Annotated in this window: 22 protein-coding genes, 1 pseudogene and 2 CRISPR repeat arrays; all 23 genes and pseudogenes read right to left on the bottom strand. The window is 31.3% G+C overall.

What is annotated here, in order from left to right; genetic code table 11:
• Nucleotides 1–2: 2 nt before the first annotated feature.
• The 23 genes and pseudogenes from hxsA3 to spoIIIAC all read right to left on the bottom strand — a co-directional run bounded on the left by hxsA3 (nt 3) and on the right by spoIIIAC (nt 24,156).
• On the bottom strand, nt 3–506 hold the full coding sequence (gene hxsA3, locus OCV53_RS05930; RefSeq protein ID WP_055197094.1) for a His-Xaa-Ser repeat protein HxsA3: 504 nt from the start codon (nt 504–506) through the stop codon (nt 3–5).
• 11 nt (nt 507–517) lie between these two features.
• Entirely contained in the window at nt 518–1,279 is a 762-nt protein-coding gene (locus tag OCV53_RS05925; protein ID WP_055197092.1) for an MORN repeat-containing protein, read from the bottom strand.
• A gap of 11 nt (nt 1,280–1,290) precedes the next feature.
• The gene (gene hxsB, locus OCV53_RS05920; protein WP_055197090.1) at nt 1,291–2,682 is read right to left on the bottom strand and encodes a His-Xaa-Ser system radical SAM maturase HxsB; all 1,392 of its coding nucleotides are present in this window, start codon (nt 2,680–2,682) and stop codon (nt 1,291–1,293) included.
• A gap of 3 nt (nt 2,683–2,685) precedes the next feature.
• Complete coding sequence (gene hxsC, locus OCV53_RS05915) at nt 2,686–3,576, bottom strand: His-Xaa-Ser system radical SAM maturase HxsC (RefSeq protein ID WP_055197089.1); 891 nt, start codon at nt 3,574–3,576, stop codon at nt 2,686–2,688.
• The gene (locus OCV53_RS05910) at nt 3,576–4,601 is read right to left on the bottom strand and encodes an A24 family peptidase (protein ID WP_055197087.1); all 1,026 of its coding nucleotides are present in this window, start codon (nt 4,599–4,601) and stop codon (nt 3,576–3,578) included. The genes hxsC and OCV53_RS05910 overlap by 1 nt, the downstream gene beginning before the upstream one ends.
• Nucleotides 4,601–4,825: an HxsD-like protein gene (locus OCV53_RS05905; protein ID WP_262568550.1), complete on the bottom strand. Its 225-nt coding sequence runs from the start codon at nt 4,823–4,825 to the stop codon at nt 4,601–4,603. Before OCV53_RS05905 ends, OCV53_RS05910 begins: the two co-directional genes overlap by 1 nt.
• Entirely contained in the window at nt 4,806–5,168 is a 363-nt protein-coding gene (gene hxsD / locus OCV53_RS05900; RefSeq protein WP_055197083.1) for a His-Xaa-Ser system protein HxsD, read from the bottom strand. Before hxsD ends, OCV53_RS05905 begins: the two co-directional genes overlap by 20 nt.
• Before the next feature lie 96 nt (nt 5,169–5,264).
• Nucleotides 5,265–5,666: a hypothetical protein gene (locus OCV53_RS05895; protein WP_055197082.1), complete on the bottom strand. Its 402-nt coding sequence runs from the start codon at nt 5,664–5,666 to the stop codon at nt 5,265–5,267.
• A gap of 104 nt (nt 5,667–5,770) precedes the next feature.
• A pseudogene (gene tnpC, locus OCV53_RS12590) lies at nt 5,771–6,941 on the bottom strand (IS66 family transposase); the annotation flags it as partial.
• A gap of 178 nt (nt 6,942–7,119) precedes the next feature.
• Complete coding sequence (gene cas2, locus OCV53_RS05880; RefSeq protein ID WP_055197079.1) at nt 7,120–7,410, bottom strand: CRISPR-associated endonuclease Cas2; 291 nt, start codon at nt 7,408–7,410, stop codon at nt 7,120–7,122.
• 3 nt (nt 7,411–7,413) lie between these two features.
• A complete protein-coding gene (gene cas1b / locus OCV53_RS05875) occupies nt 7,414–8,412 on the bottom strand; it encodes a type I-B CRISPR-associated endonuclease Cas1b (protein ID WP_055197078.1) in 999 nt (332 codons plus the stop codon).
• Between the two features lie 13 nt (nt 8,413–8,425).
• Nucleotides 8,426–8,917 carry a CRISPR-associated protein Cas4 gene (locus OCV53_RS05870; RefSeq protein WP_055197076.1) on the bottom strand — a complete coding sequence of 164 codons (492 nt, stop codon included), beginning with the start codon at nt 8,915–8,917 and terminating at the stop codon, nt 8,426–8,428.
• A 98-nt stretch (nt 8,918–9,015) separates the two neighbouring features.
• A CRISPR array of direct repeats spans nt 9,016–10,802; the repeat unit is 30 nt; unit sequence ATTTCAAAACATCTCATGTTATTGTTTAAC.
• 170 nt (nt 10,803–10,972) lie between these two features.
• Entirely contained in the window at nt 10,973–13,537 is a 2,565-nt protein-coding gene (gene cas3, locus OCV53_RS05865; protein ID WP_172674549.1) for a CRISPR-associated helicase Cas3', read from the bottom strand.
• Entirely contained in the window at nt 13,509–14,213 is a 705-nt protein-coding gene (cas5b, locus tag OCV53_RS05860; protein WP_055197072.1) for a type I-B CRISPR-associated protein Cas5b, read from the bottom strand. The genes cas3 and cas5b overlap by 29 nt, the downstream gene beginning before the upstream one ends.
• A gap of 3 nt (nt 14,214–14,216) precedes the next feature.
• Nucleotides 14,217–15,161 (bottom strand): type I CRISPR-associated protein Cas7, encoded by a 945-nt coding sequence (locus OCV53_RS05855; protein ID WP_055197070.1) that lies wholly within the window; start codon nt 15,159–15,161, stop codon nt 14,217–14,219.
• A gap of 12 nt (nt 15,162–15,173) precedes the next feature.
• Entirely contained in the window at nt 15,174–16,958 is a 1,785-nt protein-coding gene (locus tag OCV53_RS05850) for a hypothetical protein (protein ID WP_055197068.1), read from the bottom strand.
• A gap of 21 nt (nt 16,959–16,979) precedes the next feature.
• The gene (gene cas6 / locus OCV53_RS05845) at nt 16,980–17,672 is read right to left on the bottom strand and encodes a CRISPR-associated endoribonuclease Cas6 (protein WP_055197066.1); all 693 of its coding nucleotides are present in this window, start codon (nt 17,670–17,672) and stop codon (nt 16,980–16,982) included.
• A 256-nt stretch (nt 17,673–17,928) separates the two neighbouring features.
• Nucleotides 17,929–20,508: a CRISPR direct-repeat array (repeat unit 30 nt; unit sequence ATTTCAAAACATCTCATGTTATTGTTTAAC).
• Between the two features lie 341 nt (nt 20,509–20,849).
• The gene (locus OCV53_RS05840) at nt 20,850–21,425 is read right to left on the bottom strand and encodes a SpoIIIAH-like family protein (RefSeq protein ID WP_055197064.1); all 576 of its coding nucleotides are present in this window, start codon (nt 21,423–21,425) and stop codon (nt 20,850–20,852) included.
• Nucleotides 21,426–21,427: 2 nt separating this feature from the next.
• Nucleotides 21,428–21,967 carry a hypothetical protein gene (locus OCV53_RS05835; protein WP_055197062.1) on the bottom strand — a complete coding sequence of 180 codons (540 nt, stop codon included), beginning with the start codon at nt 21,965–21,967 and terminating at the stop codon, nt 21,428–21,430.
• A gap of 7 nt (nt 21,968–21,974) precedes the next feature.
• On the bottom strand, nt 21,975–22,418 hold the full coding sequence (locus OCV53_RS05830) for a stage III sporulation protein AF (protein ID WP_055197060.1): 444 nt from the start codon (nt 22,416–22,418) through the stop codon (nt 21,975–21,977).
• Nucleotides 22,419–22,423: 5 nt separating this feature from the next.
• The gene (locus OCV53_RS05825) at nt 22,424–23,539 is read right to left on the bottom strand and encodes a stage III sporulation protein AE (protein WP_242852127.1); all 1,116 of its coding nucleotides are present in this window, start codon (nt 23,537–23,539) and stop codon (nt 22,424–22,426) included.
• An 8-nt stretch (nt 23,540–23,547) separates the two neighbouring features.
• Nucleotides 23,548–23,937, bottom strand: coding sequence for a SpoIIIAC/SpoIIIAD family protein (locus OCV53_RS05820; RefSeq protein ID WP_055197056.1), 390 nt, complete (start codon nt 23,935–23,937; stop codon nt 23,548–23,550).
• Between the two features lie 21 nt (nt 23,938–23,958).
• Nucleotides 23,959–24,156, bottom strand: coding sequence for a stage III sporulation protein AC (gene spoIIIAC / locus OCV53_RS05815; protein ID WP_008391038.1), 198 nt, complete (start codon nt 24,154–24,156; stop codon nt 23,959–23,961).
• Nucleotides 24,157–24,186 lie beyond the last annotated feature (30 nt).

Raw genomic sequence — 24,186 nt, 5'->3', positions numbered from 1 at the left:
AACTACTCCTGTATTTCTTGTGGCGCACTAATGGCTGCATTCACTGTATTTCCAATATCACTTACTTTATTAGCATTTGGTGTTAAAATATTTGATACATCATCTAATTTTACATCTGGCACTTTAGGTTTTACCACTTTCGGAGCCGCTGTTGTTGCTGATTTTGAAGCTGCATGATTACTATATGTACTATTATTATGAGATCCGTGGCTGTTGTTATGCGATCCATGGCTACTATGTCCAGATGATGAGACATGACTAGAATGAGAAACATGACTTTCATGGCTTCCATGTATTCCTCCTCCACTTCCTGAACTATGTGAGGAATGTGAACTGTGAGAACTATGTGATCTATGAGCCGCAAAAACTTCATCATACATCATCAAACTTAAAATCAACATCATTGTTCCCATTGCAATAACTTTATTTCGTGTGATATTTCCCTCTTCTTCATATATAAAATCTTCTATTGACTTTTTTATTTCCGGGAATAAATGTTCTTCCATACTTTTTCTCCTTAATATGCTGCTTTAACACATGTTCCTTTTTTCCAATATGTGTTAAAATGTGTCTTTTTAGATTTATAATATGTACATGTACCTTTCGGCTTATTATTTGAAAAGTCACCTTTTAAATATGGATATTCATTCCAACTATAATAATAAGTTCCTTTTCCATTCATCTTATCCTTTTTCCAATTACCCGTATAAGAATCTCCTGTTTCTGACCATTGATAAGTACCCTCGCCACTTTTCAAATCATCTTTTACTGTCCCAATATAGGTATCTCCACCAGAGTATGTAATTTCGCATTCTCCATTAAATTTTCCATTTGCAAGATTTCCCTTATAAGAATCTCCATTTATAAGTTCTGCTTTTACTTTTCCCTCAATTTTTCCATCCTTTATCTGAATTTCAAATACTCCTTGTTCATCTTTTAATATAAGTTCACCATCTTTAAAACAACTATTTTCAAATGTGCCTTTATACGTAGAACCGTTTTGGTAAGTATACTCACCTTTTCCATTTTTCTTACCATTTTCAAAATTCCCACTGTAGATATTTCCTGATTTAGACCTTTGAATTCCACTTCCTTCTAATTTATTATTTATTGTTTCTCCAATAGAAATTTGTGATTTTGTCTCTTGATACTGAACAGAACCTTTTGATATTTCTGCTTGTTCTCCATTTTTCGATGTAATTGCTGTATATGAAAATACAATCATTATCACCGAAAATATAATTCCCGCAATCAGAAATTTCTTTTCTCTCTTTTCCATACTTTCTCCTTTCAAATCCACGTTTTTAAAATGTCTTCTGCATCTGGTTCCTCAAATAATATTTCAAATAGAATGTCTAAAATTCCTTTATATATTTTGCATCGATATACATTGGATTCCCTTGCATAAATACTATTATCTGAAGCATATGATATAACTGGACATACTCCACAATATGGATGATACACGCAGTCGCAACATCCTGGCAAACTTTCTAATACGGATGCCTGACAAGTGACCTTACATACCCTATTCTCCATTAAATCATCGTATGTACTATAATTAACATTTCCTAAGTGGAACATTTGATCTCCCATTTCTGCTACCATTCGACCTTCATCACATGTGTATATATTACCATCATAATAATATGCCATCTGTCCAATTCCTGCTCCGCATGGTGATCTTAATTCCATATAATTTTCTGAATAACCCGTCAAAATTTTCTTTAGAAATATTCTTGCATGACCTTCCGACATTCGAATTCCATTTCGATTATGCTCTAATAAAATTAAAATACATTGTTTATAAAATTTCAAAAATTCTTCCGGTTCATATCCTATTTCCGCCCAATGCTCTTTTGCATATCCTAATGGTGTTAATGGTCGAATAAATAAATGATTTAATCCTAAGTTATGATAAGTTTCTATGATCTTCTCTGCATTTTTCAAACTAATTTTTGTTGTTGTTTCAATTGCACCTACTTGAATATCATTGCTTTGTAACCACTTTATATTTCTGCTAACATAATCATAGGTACCATCCCCGTCTATTTTAGGTCTGTTACTGTTATGAACTTCTTTACAACCATCTAATGAAGTTGAAATTGATACATCATATTTCTTAAAAAATTGTATCATTTCTTCATTCAGAAGGAGTGTATTTGTAACTAGTGAATATTGTATTTGTTTATGATTTTTATTTTGCTCACTGTATTCCACAATATATTTTATTGTTTCAAAATTAAGAAGTGGTTCTCCTCCTTGAAATTCAAATGTTAAATATTCATTTGGTGATTGTAATGCTATATCAACAGCAGCCTTAGCTGTCATCTCTTGCATCTTTCCTTTTTTCTCTTGAGCCGAATCTTGTGCCTGACAGTAAACGCAACACATATTGCATGCATTTGTCATAACAAAAATATGTAGTGAAGTTGCTGAAAACAAATATTGCTTATTATCTCTATATGCATTCGCTACTTTTTCGATAAATACATCCTCATCTATATCATATATGAAAAAACGATCTTTCAATGTTTGTAATATTTCTTTCGATAATAAATCATATCGTTTATTTACCAAATTCAAAAAATCTCTTTTTCCCAATAAAATGTATCTTCCTTGCTCATTTGTTAATAACATTTTATCTTTCCATTGTTTAAAATTAAAATAATTGTTCTTCATAATTTATCCTATCGGTGTTACACTCGGTTTCATAACTTGCTTTGTTGAATAGAAAAATCCGCCACATATATCTTTAACTTTACATTGATCACATTCAGGCATATATCTGATTTTATAATCTGTAATGCTCTTTACTGCAATGTGCCAATATCCACGTTCTACTGCGCAAAGTGGAAAATTATATAATTGTACATCTATTCCATGACTGATCAAACAATCAATTGCAGATTTCATTTTTTTAAACACTATTGGATAATCAACCCATAATTCGTCTTTATGAACTGCTGCACATCCCATCATTTCCATTGCAATAAAATTCACACAAAATACTCCCTGATATTGTTGAACAATATATTTCGCAATATTCAATAAGTCTGACAAATTCTTTTTTGAAACAACAATGCGGATTTCAACCTTTTGCTGACACATTAATAAATTTTTTATTCCTTGATCTGTTTGCTCAAAACTTCCTTTTGTCCTTGTAATCTGATCATGTAACATTGCATTTGATGCATGTAGTGGAATTGCCCAGCGAATTCCGTATGGTAAATGTGGCAATAACTGTATTAAAAAATCAAAATCCGCTGCTGATCTCCCATTTGTTAATAATTGAAATCCTGAATTTTGAAATTTCATTTTTAATTTATCCATTATTTCGAAAAAAGCTTGTCCAACTAGCGTTGGCTCACCACCTGTTACATTAACATATTCAACATTCTCTGGTAATTCTTTTATCTGTTGAAATATTTCTTCAATCCGCCCATTATCTGACTTTCTTCTAACTGTCTCTGACAACGGACACATGATACAATTAGAATTACAACGATTTGTAACAAAAATATCTACGTCCTTTAAATACTCTTCTCTATTTTGTTCTTTATCTTCTACTTTCATTATCTTAAAATCCTTATTATAAATAGTAACAAGATTCCAGCTACAATAAATATTGCAAACGGGATCTTTCTAACAATAATAATTGTATCTTCTCCGTATTTACTACTTTCCCATCGTTTTATAGCATTCATTTCATCTTCAGTTATTCTATATCTCATATCTTCGCCACCTTGTTTCGGTAATCCTTTCACTCTGGACGGAAGAAATTTAGCTAACGTAACATATGATAATACCATTCCTTTTTCAACATTTTTTGTAGGAATCTCCTGATAATTATACCCACTCATAATATGACGTAAAAATAAAGCTAAAAATAAAACTGTATAACTTTTCCACTGTATATTCCCCGGTACATAAAATTTTATGGTCAGAATAATATCAATTGCAAATGCTATTATAATTAATCCGATTTTTTTTAACCACTGAACATTTTGAATCCAGATTACCAGAAATATATTCATGATCATAAATATTACCTGATTACTGAAATAAAAATTTTTAAAAATCAATCGGATTACCTGACTGAACAAATTTAAATATATAAAACTTACAATGTAACTCTTTATAAATACAAATATAAATTGTCGATTTATCGTTCTATATTGAATTTTTTGTGCTTGCTTTAATTTTTGTATTATCGTATCCCCTAACACATACACATATGCTAATAAAAAAATTAAAATAAAACCATATATTCCCGGTGCAATTACTTGCTTCCCAAAATCATAGAATCTTGCTGGAAATAAAAACATTAATACTATTAATAATTTACTATCTCCTGCTGCCCAAAAATGAATCATATACAATGCAACTGCTAAAATTGACATGATGATTAAATTGCTTATATATACTTGAAGAAATCCATATGCAAATCTGGAATAATATACTATGTTAATAAAAAATCCAATTATTCCTGCCTGCAATAGCCTTTTATTCTGAATAATTCCATGTTTTATATCTGTCACCGTTACATAGAATCCTAAAATTCCTATAATAGAAATCAATAATGTTTCACAAATAATCATTACATACCTCTGCCCTGATTCCATAATTGGATCAAATAGTTTTCAAACTCTTTTTTTGTTCGAGCAATTCCATATTTGCAATTATCAAACTCACAAATCCAATATTTTTCATCTTCTATTACAGAAATATCAGTTAACCTTTTATAAACCATTATTGCTTGACCTATATAGCTGTAAGAGTATAATTCTTTATTTAATACTAATTTATTCTTCATTTGCATCATACCAATCTGTTAATATATCATTTGCATTATATTTATTTTGAGGAATTTCTTCTTCCTTGACTAAATTTACAATCGTTGAAGACAATGCTCTCGCCACTATCATTTCTCGTATATTTTTTGTATCTTTTGTTACCATATATCTTGCTTGCTGTACAATCAATTCATTTTCAAAACGATTTAATAATGTTTCTTCTGATTGATTGGTTTTTGACTGCATAGAAATCAAATAATTTTCTGTATCAACATCTAGATGTAGGTATGCACAATCGGTAAACATATATGCTGCTTTCATTACTACTTCCTTAGCATATAGTTCTTTTGCATATTTTTTTACTATTGCCATTGTATAATCTCTCTCCTATTTTTATCGTTTATTTATGTAATATAGTATATCATAGTGTACGTATACTATCTAGATATACATAGTCCTATTTTATTTTTATCCCTCCAAAAATCTTCCTTCAATTTTTTCTGATTCATTCCAATTTAAAATTTCTGCTTTCCAAAATCTAACAACTTTTTTATTTACGCAATATTGCATATTTAAAATCTGATTTGACAATCTATATATTTTATCTTCATTCTGAATCCATTCATCCGTTATATTAGCATCAAAACTATCCTCAATAAAACATTTCGGTAACCTTTTATTCTCTTTTACAGAAATCTTTTTTAATTTTTTATATTCCTCTAATACATACTTACATTCAATATGATTTTTAATCATCATTTCAAAATTTTTATATACATGTCGTGATCCCTTATCTTCTGCATAATAAGGCGTTATTTTACCATCATATGGATTAATATATAAATGGCATAGTGATAACTCTATATACATATTATCTACATCAATAATTGCACCGTGAATTTTACCTGACCCATTTAGTTGTTTAATAGTAAACGCACAATAGCACGTACCTAGACAAACAAAAGATCATTTTTTCATGACCTCTTGTTTGTCTTTTTGATCTCTTTTGGTAACTTTTCTGACCACAGAAGTAAGTCATCTAAAAATGAACGATCGGTATCTTCCATATGTTTTGGAATCTCTGTCAGCAAATGTTCAAAATATTCATATGGTTTCAGATCATTTGCTTTGGCTGTTTCTGCAATACTATAGATGATCGCTGAATTCTCAGCTCCACGGATCGTATCGATCAATTGCCAGTTCTTTCTCCCAATACAGAATCCACAGATCGCACGTTCACTTGCATTGTTATCCATCGGCACTTCCCCATTTTCCAGAAATGCCCGCAGATACTTTTCCTGATTTAACAGATATGTCACTGCTCTGGCAAGTTTTCCCTGTATCCCGACCGGAACCTGATGCTGTTTTGCGTATGCAAACAAAGCATCTACCAGTGGCTTGATCACCAACTGACGCTGCTTTAATCTTTCTTCGGTTTTCAGATCCTTAAGCTTCCCTTCTTCCCGATAGATCGCTTGGATCTGTTTCATTACCAGATATCCCCACGACTTGGATCTGACAGCTTGGGGGGATGATCTTTAATGCCTCGTCAAAATATCTTCTGGCGTGCACCCAGCATCCTGCGATCGTTACATGTTCCAGTGTCTTTTCAGCACTATGATATACCTGATATCCGTCTGTTACACAGATTCCTTCATAATCTTTCAGAAATCTTATAGGATGTGATGCATTTCTTGTCTTCTGATATTCGTAAAGTACGATATGATGTATGCTGCTGATCCCTCCAGAACGATATACCCATATATAGCTCTTACTTCCGGCTGGTCGTCCGTCCTTGTTTACTTCCACTGGCGTTTCATCCGCACCTATCACATCGAAATCATAGATCTTCCGATGCAGATGATCATAAAATACAGAAAGATATTCTTCACTTAACCGTATCATCCAGTTTGCCATGTTAGCACGGCTGATTGCCAGTCTATAACGTTCGAATTCTTTTTCCAGTCGATACAATGGAACGGCATTGACATATTTTCCGTTCATGACCGCTGCTCCAAGAGATGGTGACACAAGACTTCCATGCAGCAACGCCTTTGGATGCGGTGCTCTTACCATATGTTCATCTTTTTTATCTGCATAGACTCCGATACGATGTTCCTCGATCTCAACTTTTGCCGGAACAAAACGCTTCTGGGTAATATTTATATTTTACTATTGTTTCTGTAATCTCTAACAATTCAAGTGTTAACATTTCTCACTCACATCCTAACTTTTACATAATTTCTCATACTCTATATCCATATTCTTTGCATAATGAATGAAATTTATAAGAGTTCGTAGTCTATTCTGTTAAAATTTATTCTTAAAGTATCAAACTTTCCCCAATATCTTTACGTGGACACCCCAATATTTCCTCACCAAATACATTATCATTTTTTAATTTTATTATACAAACAAAATCTTCATCTTTTTTTATAACTTTTTTTAATTCGTTGGACAAAAGTATCATATTAGATGGTGTAATTTCACCCCTAAAAACTGAATATTGAAAATGCGATAAATATTTTTTGCATATTTTAAATACTTTTTGGACTCTTTTTTCATTTACATCATAAAATAAAAATGCATAATTATAATTTTTAACTACATTCACTTATTATACACCCTCTTTCAATGAAAATGGAACGAATTCCTGATCTTCTAAAATATATTTTATCAATTTATAACAATCTAATTTAATTGCCGTACGATAGGTCACCTTACGTTTCAGTTTCGGATGCATAAACGTTGTATCCATTCTTTTTTCAAATGCTTCAATAAATATTTTTCTACCTTCATCATTTAACAAGCAATAATTGACGCTTTTTTCAAAATGTTTCTCTACTTGTATTCTTCGATTATTAACTAACTCAAAAATCGTTTTGAATACAATAATTGGTTTAAATACCTCACTTATATCTAAGCTTAATGAAAATCTCCTTTCAGCCGGTTCATGTAGAAAACTAATTCTTTGATCTAAATGTGTTCTATAAATTGCTGATACAGTTTTAGCATATAAAAGTGTATTTCCAAATGAAATCAATGCATTCATCGGATTATCTGGTGGCCTTTTTACTCGTTTATTCATAATAAAATCTTCTGGTAAGAAGTACTTAAATGTGGCATAAAATTTAGCCCATGCTTGTCCTTCATAGCTCATAAGCTCTTCTATTGTTTGAGATTTCAAAATATTTTCTACAAAGTCCTTTCGCAACCAATCAATTGTTTCTTTTACTTCCTTTTTATTATGTTTATAATAATGATATAAAATTTCTGCTATATTATCTCCAATTACTTTCACAATAGCCTGTGCGATTTTTAATCGATCTGTTTGATACTTATTTACTTGGGCAACTAACAATCTCCCACTTAAATATTGATCTTTTGGATAAAAAGTTCCACTATACATACCATAATAATTAAAAAAATGTACAATTACATGATTTTGACTTAAAAAATCCAACAATTTTGAATTCAATGATACTTCATTTAAACAAAATAATTCCTTTGTATTTTCAATTGGAATGTATACATTTTTACCATTTTTTCGAAAGCATATAGAATTGTCTTTCCTTGATAATTCTCCCATTGACATAATATATCTTGTACTTCCCATATTACCCCTTCTTTCATATGTAACAATACTCATAATATGCACATTTTTTACATCCACTTTTATTAAGACGTTCTGGTATGTCTTGACAATTTAAAAGTTTTTCTATTGATTCAATAATTTTCTTTAATTCATTTTCCCTCTTCTCTGTTAATTCCAAAATTACTACTTTTTTATTAGATTTGTTTTTTTCAACAAATTCTAGTTTCCCTTTTCGATAAATTCCTTTATTTTTTAAAACACTTAGGTAATATAATAATTGCCATTTTGCTGCTTCTACATCAGCATCTGATTTTTTTACCTCTGTTAAATACTCTTTTGTTAATTTATCTAATTTAATATTTTCAATTGCTATTTCACTGTTCGAACTTTGTAATCGTTCTTCATGAATTGCCTTTCCAATTTGTACGATTTCACTATTATCTTCAAGATTCAACCTATTTCCATGTAAATAACACTGTCTTTTACAATGGAAATAATAATTGATTAATGTTCCATTAACTCTCATAGACTCCTCCTTAAAATTAGAAATTAATCAAATGTGCTTATAAATTTATGTTATTGTTTAACAAGATTAGGAGTCTCAGGGATTCATCTCTGGGACTTATTTCAAAACATCTCATGTTATTGTTTAACGGAAGAAGCCAATGCTACTAATGTTGCTTTATTCTATTTCAAAACATCTCATGTTATTGTTTAACATTTCACGTTCAATAAAGCTAACAAGTTCACTCTTATTTCAAAACATCTCATGTTATTGTTTAACGGGAGAACGTGGACAAGAACGTACTGATCCAATATTGATTTCAAAACATCTCATGTTATTGTTTAACGAAAGTCTCAGATGCCAATAAGAGGCGTTTACTATTTCAAAACATCTCATGTTATTGTTTGACCATGTACCAGGCAACACACGATGCAGTGATGTTGAATTTCAAAACATCTCATGTTATTGTTTAACCGTCCACGAAGCTCCTTTTTTAACTACTTCTACTTATTTCAAAACATCTCATGTTATTGTTTAACAAAATATCATCTGGAAGATTGAATGTATTATATATATTTCAAAACATCTCATGTTATTGTTTAACGTGATTAGAACAGATAAACTTCGTGGAATTATATCATTTCAAAACATCTCATGTTATTGTTTAACCAGGCAGCAGGACCAACCAAATTATATTTGTATGAATTTCAAAACATCTCATGTTATTGTTTAACTTATTAATTTAGGGAATTGTCGGGTCCTATCTAGATTTCAAAACATCTCATGTTATTGTTTAACCTGTTCAAAGCATTTCTTTTCATAAATTTTTCTTTATTTCAAAACATCTCATGTTATTGTTTAACTGGGAGCAGGTGGCAGACCGCCTAAATATAAAAGTGATTTCAAAACATCTCATGTTATTGTTTAACTATCTTTAGATAAGAAAAAAGGAGTTATGTAATTAATTTCAAAACATCTCATGTTATTGTTTAACCTCCATTTTCTTTTCCTCAAATTCACACTCATTTTGATTTCAAAACATCTCATGTTATTGTTTAACTTTAATGTTCCTGTCGAATGTGAAAGTCCGGATTTATTTCAAAACATCTCATGTTATTGTTTAACAATATGACTTATACTTTTACAGGTAATAAGTTATCATTTCAAAACATCTCATGTTATTGTTTAACATTATCTTGCTGATACTTTACCATTTTATGGGTTAAATTTCAAAACATCTCATGTTATTGTTTAACTCACGCTTGTGAACTGGATCTTGCTTAACAATGGGATTTCAAAACATCTCATGTTATTGTTTAACTCATCAGCGGTCAATTTTTTAAACGGACTCTCCCAATTTCAAAACATCTCATGTTATTGTTTAACGATAACGGCAAGAGATTGATAAGAGACAGATATTATTTCAAAACATCTCATGTTATTGTTTAACGGATATTGGTTCTGGGATGCAGAAAAGCAATCAATTAATTTCAAAACATCTCATGTTATTGTTTAACGAGATTGAAACGTAAGCGTCTGAATAATAATAATATTTCAAAACATCTCATGTTATTGTTTAACTAATATCACTCCTTAATCATTCAGTTTATTATCTTATTTCAAAACATCTCATGTTATTGTTTAACTCTGCATATCTTGCAACGCTTTTTGCGTAGATCCTATTTCAAAACATCTCATGTTATTGTTTAACAGAAGTTGTTGCTTATTAAAAAGTAACGGCTTTTTATTTCAAAACATCTCATGTTATTGTTTAACATCAGGACGATTATTTAATAGCAGAAGGAATCGAATATTTCAAAACATCTCATGTTATTGTTTAACGAAATTGCAGATCAAATCAGCGATTTTTATGGCGATTTCAAAACATCTCATGTTATTGTTTAACCAACGATTTTACGTCATTTTTTAATGGTCTTTTTAAAAAAACAACGATTTTATGTACCTTTCCATTATTTTTTCCAAGTGCCCCCTCAATTTACTGTTTTTCTAAAAAGGTACATATTTCAGCCATTTCTAACACTTTTTCTGGAAATCACTTGGTAAAATTTTGTACTTTTAAATATCAATAAATAATCCTCCTGATTGTTCCAACAACTTTTTGTTTAACTTTCCGTTTTCAAAATATTGTTCTCCATCATAGATACATCGAAGTTCTCCTAAAATATCATTATATATTAAATCTGAATTTTTTTTGATTCTATATGTAAAATATTTAAGATTGCTTCGAGCAACCGAAAGTTTTATCTGCTTTTTTGCATATTCCATATCTGAATCTTCCAATATATTTTTGTATTCATTCCAAACTTCTTCGCCATCTAAAACAGTTCCATCTTCTAATTCAAGTCTACGACACAAAACAATATCCATGCTCCAACTATTATCATCTATCAATTGCATTCTTTTCGCAATTTCAGAAAAGTTTAACTTATTAATATTATTCCAAAAATCTTCTATTCCTTTTCCATCAGTATTTTCGTTTAAGTTTTTACGGAGTAGTTTAAAAACCTGATTATAATAATCATAAAAATGTTTATTCTCCAAGATTTGCTGCATATTTCTTTCACATAATGTAAATTCACGATTTTTACGAAAATCCTTTTGATAAATTTTTTCCCATGAATCTATATAGAAAAAATACGCCATTCCTTTTCTTTTACATGAACGATTAATACGACCTAAAAACTGTTCTTCACTATCAAGTAAGGAAATATTTTTATAACCAACATCCATATCAATATCAACACCTGCTTCTATTACCTGCGTTGCCACTAAAATCAGGTCTTTCATTTCTCCATTTTTTATTGGATTTAATATTTTTTCACGTTCATAAATAGAATCATCTCCTGTAATACATTTTACATCACATTCTATTTCTTTTGATTCTATCAGCATTTGATAAAAAGTATAAGCTGAATCTTTTTTGATAAATTCAACCAATATTTTTTGTTGTTTTTCCTTATTCTCAATAATGTGTTGTAACAATTTCTCATATGTTATTTTATCATCTTCTAATAACTCATAAGATATCTTGACTCGGTTCTTAAAAATCGGATGTTCAAAATATAAATTTCGATTTTGCATTAAATGAACTACTTGATTTTTCTCGTCTGTTAACACTTCTAAATTAGGCAATGTTGCTGACATAATGATAATTTTCATACCCATTAACGAAGCACAATATTTTAACATTGTAATAATCTCTGTCCAAATATAATTACGATAACTCTGAATTTCATCCAGAACAATTACAGAATCTGTTAGCTGATAAAATCCAAAAATATCTTCTTTTTTTGATCCAAATAAAACATTAAAAAAACTCACATGCGTTGATAAAATCATTGGGTAATTCAAAAATTGTCGATCCAATAACGCTTCTTGATAATAATTCGTAGAATCTTCATTTTTAATATTTTCTTTTACTGTAATCGGTGTCAATGAGTTTACCACAACAATTTGATCCTGTAATTTCTTATCTTTGAAAAGCTCACTCAATGTTTTCATATTTTGTTCAACAAGCGTATTAAATGGGTAAATATAAAATAACTTCTTTCCATGTTCACCCATTAAATGAAAACTCAATTGTAATGCTGTATTACTTTTTCCACTTCCTGTTGGAGCTTCTAAGAAAAACAGCTCATTATCTAAATGTTTATTTAATTCTTTTTCTGCATCAAGAAATAATTCACTTCGAAGTTCATTCATATCTGTAATAGATTCAAGATGTTTGTCTTTCTCTAAATATTTTGTATGTTCATAGTTGCGAATACTCTTTGAAATATCTGAATTCTTATATGATTCTTCATATTCTGCAATTGATAATCCATCTGCCAAATCATCTTTTTTCATATCTTGCATAAATTCCGTTGTCGCATGATAATCACTTGCTACAAGTAATGAATATGCAAGTCTGTAATAAAAATATTTTTGTATGCTCTCTTCTTTTTCAAAGTTCTTCTTTGCACTATAATGTTTCTTAAAAACATTGAAAATATTCTTTTCATTCTGTTTTTGTATCTTTGGAAATTTATTCTGATCAGACAAAAAATGAATCAATTCTCTTTTTTCTGGACTGTCCGTACACTCTGCATAACTGTTAAGTGACTCTAAATCGCTATGATGCCTGGATATAATATAAGCATGTTCCCAGATTATGACCATCATTTTCTTTTTCTCTTTTTTATCAAATGCGTCTTCTTTTTCTAATAAATCAAAAAAGTAATCCAGATATAGAATAGAAGATAAAAAAGAATGTTCTGTACCAGAAAGTCCTTTCAAACTTTCTGGTATAGAATCATCATTATTTTTCATCTTTTTTCGTTGAAAATTCGGGTTACATTTTCCAATATCATGAAATATGATCATCTGCCATAACAACTTAATCATCCACCGATAAACAGCTTTTTTGTTTTTAAACTCCAATGCTTCACTAAATCTTCGTACCACACAATCAAGTTCTTTTTGATAAAATATTCTTTCAAAATAATATTTGCAACGATTCGTATGTTCTTCTAACGTCTCATAAATCGTAATACAATCTTTTTCTTTCATATGTGCATAAACAGGATAGTTAAACGAAGCAACATCTTCTAACTCAATAAAAGGTAATATGTTTTTCTCCATCTTCATAAATTTCTGTAAAAGCCTCCTCAACTGGTGCATTCGTTAATATAAACTTCTTTAATTCATGATGATTTGTTTCTAAATTCAATGTTAATGGTAAATATTCCTCATATTTAAAATCCATTTCATCTTGATCAAAATCTAATGATTCACTAAGACTTAAACTCTGAATCGTAAGATTCTCAGCATCAACATTTTTAACTTCCACATATTCGGCTTTTTCTATTGTTGCCGGATGATCATTTTTCCCTAAATACGGAATATATACACACTGGCTATGGATGATCATGTTCGCTAATTTCTGACTTTCATCATTATTCAACATAATATAAATCGTCCAAGATGGACCTTCAAGCCATTGTTCTTTTACAATCAAATTTCCACCTTGTTCCTGAGATGCATAACCTACAGAATTATTAAATTGTTGAAATTTCTTATTAAAATATCCATTCTCAGAATTTGGGACAATTGAAATTTTTACATCTTTTAGCTTCTCATAATATTCTGGAAAGTCTGTTATTTCATAACCATATCCTTTATATCCTAAAATTGCTCCAAACATTCCAAGTAATGCTGGCTTATGAATATTTCCATAAGTAAAATAGCAAACTGAATTTACCATCGGTACCTTAAAAAATGCTGTTTTCCCCGAAAGGATAAATTTTAGTGCTTTCATATATTACACCTCTTTTCGTGTAACAATATGATAATATTTTGCTCCTTCTAAATCATCTGCAATTTCTGTTGTACTTGGATTATAGTAGATTTCAATTGCCTTAATCTGCTCTTTTAATGTTGCTAATACTTCTCCTGCAGAGATATGAATCGTATTCTTGTTTTCACCTTTTTCAAAAGTTATATACTGTGTTAAATTTGGTAAATATAAATGAGGTTCTGTTTCAACAAACATCGCAAACTCATTTTCACATCCTTCTTTTGCGTTCGTTGAATAAGAAGTGGCAGAAACTAAGGCTGTTTCTTTAAATTTATTATAATCATCCTCTGTATAACCTTCAGTAACTCCAAGTTCCATATATTCTCTATATGCAGCTGGATTTATTACAAAGGGGTAGAAATAATGCGCTTCATCAGTTACAATCTTTGTTCCTAATGTAGAATTTTTTGCCTCTCCTTTTTCTTCAGTTGCTTTAGTTGCATCTCTGAAAGGCGAAAGAATTGGCTGTTCCTGTGGTTCACATTCTTCGTATTTATTAAATCCCTGTCCAAACTGTACTGCTCCTGTAATCGATATATTAACAGATGCTTCTGCAAAAGTTGCTCCAAAATTCTTAACATCAACAGCTTGAAATAAATTTTCCAAAACTTCTTTGACATCCGTATTCTTTTTTAAATCTTCTACCTGAAATAACTGTTCATATCTTTCTTTTAAACTTCTTGGAATTAATGAAGTGGCACCTTTTTTACCTTTTTCAAAACGTAAGGACTTAATGTATAATACCTTATCTCCCTGATCATCCCACATTTTTTTCATTGGGTATTTTAAAGCTTTATCACTTCCAAATATTTCTCCACTAGTAATTGTTTTTGGATATCCTGAAAAATCTGCATTCCAGTTTGCCATAATTGCTGAAATTCCTAATACACCATAAACTCTTTTATCCATTGTTCATTCCTCCTATTCATTATCCTCATCGTCCGTTTTCTTTTCATACATTAATGATGATGCTGTAAAACCTGCCATGATCAATTCATGTTTTATTTCTTTTGGTTCATACTCCATTACATGAGATAAAAGTTGTGCATTTCTGCCTCCATTAATGTGAATAATTTGATAGTTATATTTCTTATACATCCGCAGTAATCGTTGTTTTATAACTTTTGAATTCTTTGCATTAAAAAATGGATTTACATAAGACTCTGTTTTATTATTCGCTTTACTTAAATGCAACAAATAAGAAACTGCCTGTCCTACAGCATACGAATATTCCTCATCTGATATAAAATCCCATTCCACATCTTTTGCTACATTAATATGTTCTCTCAGTTGATTTCTAATCTCACTCATATGAACTCCTACCTCCTGATCATCTAGATACTCCAAAAGTGACCATCTTAAATTAAATTTTCTTTGTGCATCAAATGTTTCATCATTTAAGATTGAATTTTTAATTAAAGCTAACGATACATCATCCAATATTTTTACCAATTGATTTTGTTCTCCACGCCAAAACCAATTTGCTAAAATATTTCTACTTTTTAAAATAGATTGCTTTAAACAATCATCATAAATGTTCATATCTTTTGCATCTGTAAAGAAATTATTTTTTAATTTCCCTTCAAAAAATATGCCATTGATCAAATCCATAATTACCCATTGGTCTTCTATCGCTTCATCATAGTGAATCTTAGATTTTTCTATTCTTTCCTCAGGGATCTCAATATAGTTTTTTAAAACAAGTCCCGGTTCCAACTTTGTTTTATAATGAGTAATCACATCCGCTTCACAAATCTCAGCACCAGCTTTCCCCATTCTACATCTTAAATAATATCCACTCACTATATCTTCTGGCTTATCTTTATTTGTATACGAGCAAATTTTCTTATCTATATTATCCACATAAATGTGAAATCGTTTTTTTGATACTTGTCCAAAAAGATAATCAAAAAACTTTGATTGCAATAATGCACTTTCTTGGTTTAACAAATATGGAACTTTCACTTTTCTTGTCTTATTTTCCAAATATGGCTTTTTACTGTTCATTCCCATATTATCATTTGGCAAACCAACAATTCCTTTTTCAAACTCCATATTAAAATTATTATTATTGTAAATATTCGGAATTAAATATCTTTCACTTTCAATTTTATAAATTTCTTTTGTTTTCTCTTCTTCTTGATACACAAAAAATAATTTTACATAATTCTTTTTCTCAAGATTTATGCCTTTCCAAATATCTTCTTTATTGGCTAATATGAACTTCTCTATTTTATCTATTACTTTAATGTCAGGCTGCCCCAGCCTTTCTTCTGCAACATGATATAATGCTCTTGCTTGTGGTTTTTTTTCATATTTTTTGTTTGGGTTTCTTAAAATTTCATAATATTGTTGAATAATTTCTTCTGATAATTTTCCTGATGTGACACTTTCTTTCTTGACTGCCAACGATAGATAGTTGTTTGAATGAATTACTTTTTTAGGATCTATTGGTTTATTCATTTCGAGTAGTTTACTTTTATAATCTAATTCTTGAATCAACAAATAATCCGTATCATTGCTTATATCTACAGTATTTGTTTTTTTGTTAAAAATGACATCTACGGGATCTTTTATTACCCAACCATCATCTTTCATTACAATTAACCGATAGGTACCGTCTTTAGGAATATAGGCATCTGTTATAATGCGGTCTCCTTTTTCTTGTAACATAATCTGGAATACTTCCATTGCTTCTTGTAACATAAAGAATCTTCCCTCCCTTCCCTATAAATATTTGTAATTCACAAATCCGAGTCCCCTTGCGTTATTACAGCCCAAGCCTACTCCCAATGCAAAATAAGCCAATTCTTGTGACAATTGTTCATTTGATATTCTAAAGCTCAATTTGTCCCCTAACAAATTGATATTTTTATATGAAACTTTAATTGGCACTCTATTATTAAATTTCATTACATCATACAACAAAATATCCTCACTAATATTTTGTCCCATAAATTGTTTATATTTTTTAATTAGATTAATCTTAATTATTTTTTCAAATTCAGGAACTGTCATGTTTCCTCTCCAATACCCCTCATCCGTCTTAACTACAATTGGTGTAATAGAATAAAGTTCTTCAATATGCTTTTTAGGAATAATTCTTAACTTTCCACCAATTCCTAGAAGTTCTTTTGATGTATGAGCATATAATTTCTCAGAGAAAAATTCTGCTAATTCTTGTTTTACGGTTCTGATTCTTAGAGTATAAACCTTACCTTCTTTATAAATACCATCTTTTTCAATTGGCCATGGTGCATCTGTTACATAGTATTTATAACCTTTATTTTCATGATATTGTAAAAATTCTTGATCTTTTGCAAGTACACTGTCTAAAAAGTAATTTATTTTTTCTGCTATTGTTTTATGATTTATGCTTTTTAGAAATTTGAGCTTGCATTGGTATTCAAATACCAGCATCAGCATCCCTCCATTCACTGTTTTCTTTGGTTGATTCGTTGTGATACATTACATGTTACGGTTTAAGATAAGAAATATTACCTTTTCTTGTATAAATTTCAATACATTTATGTTATTGTTTATACATAATAATACTCTTTCTTTTCTTATTTGTCAAATAGCTTTTAATAATTACCTTTTCTTTTATAATGATTAATATTCTTTTTTAGATAAAAATAAGTATGTAGCACCGACTATTTTATACCTTCGTTAAATGTTATTTAGACATCTTATGTTATTGTTTAACATGTGACTGTCATGCATTGCATGATGGTAAGTAAAATTTCAAAACATCTCATGTTATTGTTTAACTTAAACTACCTGAAAAGGTCACAAAGTATTATCTATTTCAAAACATCTCATGTTATTGTTTAACTCAATCAAAATCATTAATTCTTCTTTTGTATATTGATTTCAAAACATCTCATGTTATTGTTTAACAGCACGCACTATGAAAGAAGCAGGAATCAAGGCTCTATTTCAAAACATCTCATGTTATTGTTTAACTGGGCATTGCTAACGGTAACGGTGGGGCAGTATTATTTCAAAACATCTCATGTTATTGTTTAACAAATATATAGCCGTTGTTGCTCCACATAGTCCAAGATTTCAAAACATCTCATGTTATTGTTTAACAAAACTAAAGATGGTTGGATTAAACTGTCTTACACAAATTTCAAAACATCTCATGTTATTGTTTAACTGATCCAGCCCCAAAGACAACCATACTTGCTCCAAGATTTCAAAACATCTCATGTTATTGTTTAACATTGATACGTTTTTCTAATGGAACTTCTGTTGCAATATTTCAAAACATCTCATGTTATTGTTTAACCCGTCAGTTTTCATCATCCCAATTAACTCATTATTATTTCAAAACATCTCATGTTATTGTTTAACTCATACATAGCGTTGCCCCTTTTTATAAAAATAATTATTTCAAAACATCTCATGTTATTGTTTAACAATATACAGTTCTAGAGCGTGAGCAACTGCATTCAATTTCAAAACATCTCATGTTATTGTTTAACCGACTGGCAGGATTACTGAGGAACAGTATAATGAGTATTTCAAAACATCTCATGTTATTGTTTAACCTGACTTGCATCGAATGTCTCCGATCGCAGTCAAATTTCAAAACATCTCATGTTATTGTTTAACGCAGAGTCTTGGTGTGCAATGTAATTGGCGTTGATAATTTCAAAACATCTCATGTTATTGTTTAACTGGTAAAGAATTGTGGCTACAGTTAGATAAAACAAAATTTCAAAACATCTCATGTTATTGTTTAACGCTACAATCCCAGAACTTTTTAGTACATTATGGGAATTTCAAAACATCTCATGTTATTGTTTAACGGATAGTGTGGATAAGGCTTCTTGTTGCTCTTTTGGATTTCAAAACATCTCATGTTATTGTTTAACAATGGTAGAGGCATACGGTAAAGGCGAATTATCCAAATTTCAAAACATCTCATGTTATTGTTTAACTAAATTGGTTTGGGAGTGCCCAAACTGTGGTAATCGATTTCAAAACATCTCATGTTATTGTTTAACCTTTATTGATGTAAAGTACACCATTCTGAACTGTATTTCAAAACATCTCATGTTATTGTTTAACTAATAGATGGAACTGATTATGCCAGTTATTCAATATTTCAAAACATCTCATGTTATTGTTTAACATTTCATCAAAACTCGATAGTGTTACAACAAAGGTATTTCAAAACATCTCATGTTATTGTTTAACTTTTTACCCCTCTTTTCTAAATATATTAATTCAATATTTCAAAACATCTCATGTTATTGTTTAACGTCCTCAGAATATCCAAAGGTTAATAAAATCATCTAATTTCAAAACATCTCATGTTATTGTTTAACTTTTGATAACGACTTATAATAAGGATTTTTCCTTTATTTCAAAACATCTCATGTTATTGTTTAACTGTAAATTCCTCGTTCCTGGCCAAATTTAACTAAAATTTCAAAACATCTCATGTTATTGTTTAACCATCTTCGTAGATGCGGATTCTGTTCCTTTTGCTGCATTTCAAAACATCTCATGTTATTGTTTAACCGAACAAGAAGCACAGACATTTGCTTCGGAACTTTATTTCAAAACATCTCATGTTATTGTTTAACGGCAGAGGACCCAGACTACTATGCAACCTTATTAAAATTTCAAAACATCTCATGTTATTGTTTAACGGTAGAAAGACTTTTTCAGCAGCCCTAAAAATCAAATTTCAAAACATCTCATGTTATTGTTTAACCGATACGAACCCATATATAGGAGATTAACTATGAGATTTCAAAACATCTCATGTTATTGTTTAACATGTACCATGTTAAAGTGTAAGATTGGGGGATGAATATTTCAAAACATCTCATGTTATTGTTTAACTTCTTTTTCTGCGTCCCAGTACCAGAACCCACCCCAATTTCAAAACATCTCATGTTATTGTTTAACTCTCGGGGACGGGGGCACCTGTGGCGTTCTTTGCCATTTCAAAACATCTCATGTTATTGTTTAACTGTAAAATCTGTATCTGGATTTAAAAGCATAATTGGATTTCAAAACATCTCATGTTATTGTTTAACGATATCACACTGCAGACAGCGTTTGGGTTTGAATACAATTTCAAAACATCTCATGTTATTGTTTAACTTTCCGTACATCACAACAATTTCGATCGAATAATTGATTTCAAAACATCTCATGTTATTGTTTAACTAGTAGCAAGGTCAATCTTATCTGAAGCAAAAATATTTCAAAACATCTCATGTTATTGTTTAACCAACGAAAAATCGTTATTTTTAAATAGATTTTTTACAAAAAAGAACGATTTTATAAGCTTTTTCAATATTTTTACCAACCCCCTTACTAATTTTAACCTTTCTTGAAAAACAACGTATTCTAGCCGTTTTTACTACTTTTTCAAAAAATCACTTGGTAAAATATCAAAAACTTCATTTCCCCATGTTTCTTAACACTTCCTATTATGAATCCAATCAATCAAATATGCAACCCTAATATACAAATCCATATATAAACATAAAATTCTCTCTGAACAATATTCCAAAATTACCCAAGAACATCATCCAGAGAGAACCCAAACCCTCTATTCCATATACACTTCTACTCCTCCGTCTTAATCGAACTAATCACCACATCCCCCAACTGACACCCCACTTTCCTCATAACAATATCCTCAATCTGACTCCTCTCAACTTTCGACAGATCCTTCTTATTCACCAACACATCCACCTTCCCATTCGTAATCGTAACAATACTATTCAAAAATCCCTTAGCCCCCAGCAGATTCTCCGCTGCAGTCTCCATCTCCATTTGTTCTGACAGCATTGCCAACTTATCCACTGCATCCTGTTTCACACTATCTTTCACTGTCTGATCCTTAATAATCTCCTCCAGTGTATCCTTCGCCTTGCTATGTGTCTGCTCCCTCTCTAATTTCGCTTTCGCCACATAATTACCAACCTGAGCATTTGTAAGCACCGCTTCTCCAACATCAGTCACGTCATCGGTTACTGCTGCCGCACTTTCTTTTGCCACATTCTTTGAAACTGTCTTCGTCTTACTATTCTTCGTCCCAGCCGGATCGTATTTCTGACTATAATTTACATACCCTGCAACAGCAATCACGACCGCTAGGGTCATGATGATCATCTGATTTTTCTGAAATACTTTTTTCATTGTTAGGAATCCTCCATTTTTAAGACTTTCACTTTATAAGATGAAATATGAAATAACACAGAAACTGCTTCAACGATCTGATTCTTTATAATATCATTCCCACCACCCTGGGCGACGACGACCACTCCTTCGACGACTGGTTCTACTTCTTTGATCACGTATGGAACTTTCTTTCCGTCTTCTTCGACTAAAACGGTCTGTTCATCCTCTTTGACTGTTTTTTCTTTTTCACTGCTGCTTTGTTCGTAGGGACTGTCTTTATTTACGACAGCTTCTTTGGATGAATTAACGGTGATCATCACTTTTACTTTTCCGACTCCTTCTACATGTTTTAATGCATTAACCAATCGTTTTTCCTGCTTTTTCACATAGAGATCAGTAGAATCTTCTTTTGCTGTGGTTTCAGTGCTTTGTGTGTTCTTCTTTGTCTTCCCGGATGGGATACTTACGATGATCAGGCTGATGCCAAGAAGTAAGATCAGGCAAAGTTTTGGAATGCCTATATTTTCGATCAGATGTTGTAGTTTTTCCCTCTCTATCATATTTCTTCTACTCACTTATATTTATATTAGATTCCTTCATATTATAGAAGTTTGAAATTGCGGTTTTTAGTTTCTTTGTATGACGAAGCTTGTCTGTTTTGATGTCGATCTTTTCGATAGTTCCTTTTTCATTTACCTTTGGATCAACCTCTAATACTTTGAGATCGTAATGTGAAAATAACGTTGTGATCTGTTCTTTGATCTGATTTTGTTTTTCCTCTTTTGCACCATCCAAAAATGCAGGGTTATTTTCTCCTTTGACTGCTGTTGAGATTGCCTGTGTCACGATATCTTCGTTGGATAAATAATAGGATATTGGCTGCATCATCAGGGAGATGAGCATAAATCCTGTTATTAACCGAAGGTATGGACGGTAGATGCTTTTGTCGCAGAGCTGATCGATCAGTGTTGTTAAGATCAGAAAAAATATGATCATTTTCAGATAATCCATAATCCTTACCCCGCATAATAATTAACGTTGGTTGAGAATGCGATCAATGCCACGGATAGGATAAATAACAGTGCCATCGTAAAGATCATCGAAAGCATTAATTTCCCGCTTTGAATGACTGCATCCATCGCTCCGGTGATCCTTTTGTCGGATATGGGCTGGATCATGATCCCTGCCAGCAAATAGGTAAGAACAACTGCTGTGATCTCTATAACTGGTGGGACGATGATCACGATCAGTACAAGGATTCCAACGGCTCCGATGCTATTTTTGATCACAACTGCCGAACCGATGACCATGGTCATGGCTGAATTTAAACCACTTCCGATTCCTGGAATGGCACTCATTCCTTTTTGGAGAACTGTATTTTTCATGGAATCAACGGCTGGCAGGATCATCGACTGGATCAGCTGGACTCCTAACAGTACGCTTAAGAATCCTTTGAGTAGAAACTTGATCACACCTTCGAGTGTTTTGCACAGTCTTGAGAAATGTTCTTCTTTTGATATATGGTTGATGATCTTTAGGACAAATAAGATCTTGATCATCGGAAGTAATACAACATTTGTAAGGGTTGTCATTGCATAGATCAGCAGAAGATAAAATTCATAAACTGTCGTTGATGTCGTGATCCCGGAAGTTGAGACAACAGCCAGTGAATATGCCATGATCATTCCTTTCATATAATCTGCCATTAAGGTAACGAGCTGCGTCACTGTTTTGTTTAAATAAAAAAAGGAATGTACCATGACACCGCATAGGATCACATAAGTAATATAAAATGCACTATTGGCTGTGCTTTGCTGAAAAAAGGAATCGGACAGATTTTTAAAGATGGCTGCGGTAAATGCGATCAGAAGGATTTCTCTGATCAGGTCTTTTTGGATCAACATACGGTTTAAAAAGACCTCTTTCATTTTGGCTTTGATCGTATGCAGAACACCTTTTACATTTCCGTGGATCAGCTGTTTTACTAATTGTGTATAAGATACATCGATTTCTTTCTCTTTTAAGGTGTTTTCCACATTGGTAAACATGTCTTCATTGAGTTTTGTTTCTTTGGCGGAAATATCATTTGTTTTTGTAAGGATCAGTACGAATAGCAGAATTAATAGAAACATTCTTTGTCTCATGTGCCATTTCCTAATAATTTCTGAATTGTTTCTAGCAGTGATTCAAAGACTGGAAGTCCAACGATCAGGATTGCTAGTTTCCCTGCAAACTCGATCTGTTTTGCAATCGATGCCTGTCCTGCGTCTTTGCATATGTTGGATGCAAACTCGCAGATGAAGGAGATACCGATCAGTTTTAAAAGAATCTGGAAATAACTTTTTGGGATTTTGGAATAGGATCGGATCGTCTCAAAAACTGCTAAAATCTCTTCCATTTGTTTTAATCCATACATTGCCAGAAGAATGCTTGAGATCACTGCGATCAAGATGGCAATCTCTGGACGGATGGTTTTGATCTTCATGGCAATCAGACTTGCAACGATCCCAAAGACTGCAACTTTTATCATCTTAGTATCCGCCTCCAATCTCTAGGATATCGTAAAAAGTGTCTGGACGCTTTCAAACAGATCATAGATATATGGGATCACCCAGCCAAGAACAAGGATCAGTCCTGCAAGTGTGATCAAAAAAGCCTGTTCGTCTCTTCCGGAATGTTTTAACACCTGCACAAGGATCGTTACAAGAATTCCGACGGCTGCGATGCGAAAAATGATATTGACACTCATAACTCCCTCCTTGTCATAAAATGATCGCGA

The sequence above is a fragment of the Anaerostipes amylophilus genome, from assembly GCF_025567365.1.
GTDB lineage: Bacteria > Bacillota > Clostridia > Lachnospirales > Lachnospiraceae > Anaerostipes > Anaerostipes amylophilus.
This window is presented reverse-complemented; position numbering and strand designations above follow the sequence as displayed.